Below are 2,642 nucleotides of genomic sequence, written 5' to 3' on the forward strand. Positions count from 1 at the left end.
CGCCAGCGCGGTCGCCGCGAACGCCACCAGCAGCAACGGGCGGGCGCCGTGCACGAGTCGGGCCAGTTCGTCGCGGGGCTCGAAGGGCTGCCATCCGGCCAGGGCGAGTTCGGCGGCACCGGCTCTGCGCCGAGGCGGAGTCGGCGGTCGGGACGGCGAGTGTCGTGCTGGAGTCGGGCATCACGGTGGCGGCGCTGGTGGTGGCCAACGCGGCGGGATCGGCGACGGACCCCGAAACAGGCGTGCTGTACGGGGAGTTGTTCCAGGGACGGGTGGAGTATCCCGAGCCACACGTCCACGAGGCAGCCCAACTACGCCTCGCCGAGGCCGCCGCGAAGAACGCGCCTCCCCCACTGAACACCACGCTCGCGGTGGTCGCCACAGACGCCGACCTCACCAAGGCGCAGGCGCAGAAGCTGGCCGGCACGGCGCACGACGGCATCGCACGCGCCGTACGCCCGGTGCATCTGCTGAACGACGGGGACACGGTGTTCACGCTCGCCACCGGGACCCGTCCGCTCGACGCCGAGAACCCCCTAGCCCTCAACGAGGTCCTCGCGGCCGGAGCAGAGGTCGTGACCCGCGCGATCGTCCGAGCGGTACGCGCCGCCGAGCCGGTGGACGGCCCGGGCGGGACGTGGCCGTCGTACGAGGAGTTGTACGGGAGACGGTAGAAAACCCTGCGGCGACAGGCACCCCGCGTCCGCCCCAGTGACCGCCGACACCACGCGTTCGCACCCTTCCCTGGTCCGGCACCCGGGCGCTCCGACACCCCGACGCTCCGACCCTGTCACCTCTGGAGGCCGAGACCCTCTCTAACCAGTCAAAGTCCGCGACAGTGGTTGGATTCGCCTCCGGCTTCCGGTAACTACCCACCCACCGTTGGCCGCTGAGCCGAGGCGGCGTGCTGGCGAGATGCGAGCGGCCCAACCCCCACCCCTGGAACACCGCCCACGCCTCCACCTATGTCCCGGTTCTGTCACCGGACGGCGTCCATGGGGAACGCAGGGAACCCGCACGGGGGCGTCGCCCCTCTTTGTCCACGCATCGCAGCGGATCACGTACACCACACGAACCTGGAGCAGCCCGTGACAACGCCGGACATACAAGCGCGGCGCGTACTGGGGGCCATCGCCGCCCTAGTGGTCGGCACCCTCACCCTCAGCGCGTGTGGTGGCAATGCCAGCGCGGACGCCAACACGGACAGCAAGGGCGGCGGCGGCACGTCAGCCAAGACGTCCACGGCGAAGATCGTCATCTCGGCCAAAGACGGCGCGACGAACGCGTCCATCAACTCCACCGGCGTGCAGGTCAGCGGAGGCAAGCTGACCGACGTGAAGATGACGGTCGCGGGCTCGGGGCAGGCCGTGGACGGCGCGATATCCGCGAACGGAGGCAGCTGGAAGCCGAAGGAGCAGCTGGAGCGCGGGACCAAGTACCAGATATCGGCGACCGCGAAGGACTCCAGCGGCAAGACCGCCGCCGCCAACTCCATCTTCACGACGGTCACTTCGAGCAACAGCTTCATCGGGACGTACACGCCGGACAACGGGACGACGGTCGGTGTGGGGATGCCGGTGTCGTTCAACTTCGACAAGGTGATCGGCGACAAGAAGGCCGTGCAGTCGCACATCACGGTGACGTCCAGCAGCGGGCAGCAGGTCGTGGGGCACTGGTTCGGCGCGCAGCGGCTCGACTTCCGGCCGCAGGACTACTGGAAGGCCGGTTCCAAGGTCACGATGAAGATCGACCTGGACGGCGTGCAGGGCGCGAACGGCGTCTACGGCGTGCAGAAGAAGACGGTCACCTTCACCATCGGGCGCTCGCAGGTGTCCACCGTCGACGTCGACACGCAGACCATGACGGTCGTACGGGACGGCCAGACCCTCAAGTCGCTGCCGATCTCCTCGGGCAGCCCCGAACACACCACGTACAACGGGCAGATGGTGATCTCCGAGAAGTTCACGCAGACGCGGATGAACAGCCAGACGGTCGGCCTGGGCGGGGAGTACGACATCCCGGACGTGCCGCACGCGATGCGCCTGACCTCGTCGGGGACGTTCATCCACGGCAACTACTGGTACAGCAAGTCCAACCCGCCCTTCGGTCAGACGGGCACCAGCCACGGCTGTGTCGGGCTCGCGGACGTACAGGGCGCGCAGGGCGCGACGAACGCCGCCTGGTTCTACGACAACTCGCTCATCGGGGATGTCGTGGTCGTGAAGAACTCCCCCGACAAGACGGTCGCCCCGGACAACGGGCTCAACGGCTGGAACATGGCGTGGAGCGAGTGGACCGCCGGAAGTGCCGCCTGACCGGCGGGTTTTGACGGATCTTCGGGCCGCGCGGGAACATCTCGCGCGGCCCGCGCGTTTTCCGGGCATACGTTTTCTCGGTTCACAGACATGATGTCCGACCGAGGGGCTACGGTATGCACCCACAAGGTGACATGCAGCAACGCCGGGAGAAGCCTTGAGCGTTCCGTACGACACGGCAGCGTACGAACAACCCGAGTCGCCCGAGTCTCCGGAGGAGCACCTCGCGCGACTCCTCGGCCGTGCCCTGAACTCCTTCGAGTTGCCGGACGAGACCATAAGGCGTCTCGACTGCGCGCTGGCGCACGACAGTTCGCTGCACTCCGC

At 68.1% G+C, this 2,642-nt stretch carries 2 protein-coding genes and 1 pseudogene; all 3 read left to right on the forward strand.

What is annotated here, in order from left to right; translation table 11 throughout:
* Positions 1-143 precede the first annotated feature (143 nt).
* A pseudogene (locus ACNFOC_RS53075) lies at positions 144-674 on the forward strand (P1 family peptidase); the annotation flags it as partial.
* Between the two features lie 414 nt (positions 675-1,088).
* Complete coding sequence (locus tag ACNFOC_RS53080; RefSeq protein ID WP_416966124.1) at positions 1,089-2,315, forward strand: L,D-transpeptidase; 1,227 nt, start codon at positions 1,089-1,091, stop codon at positions 2,313-2,315.
* Positions 2,316-2,472: 157 nt separating this feature from the next.
* The coding region (locus tag ACNFOC_RS53085) for a DUF6227 family protein (protein ID WP_416966125.1) at positions 2,473-2,642 on the forward strand (170 nt) is incomplete at its 3' end.

Origin of the sequence: Streptomyces colwelliae (assembly GCF_048158785.1) — a bacterium.
Taxonomy (GTDB): domain Bacteria; phylum Actinomycetota; class Actinomycetes; order Streptomycetales; family Streptomycetaceae; genus Streptomyces.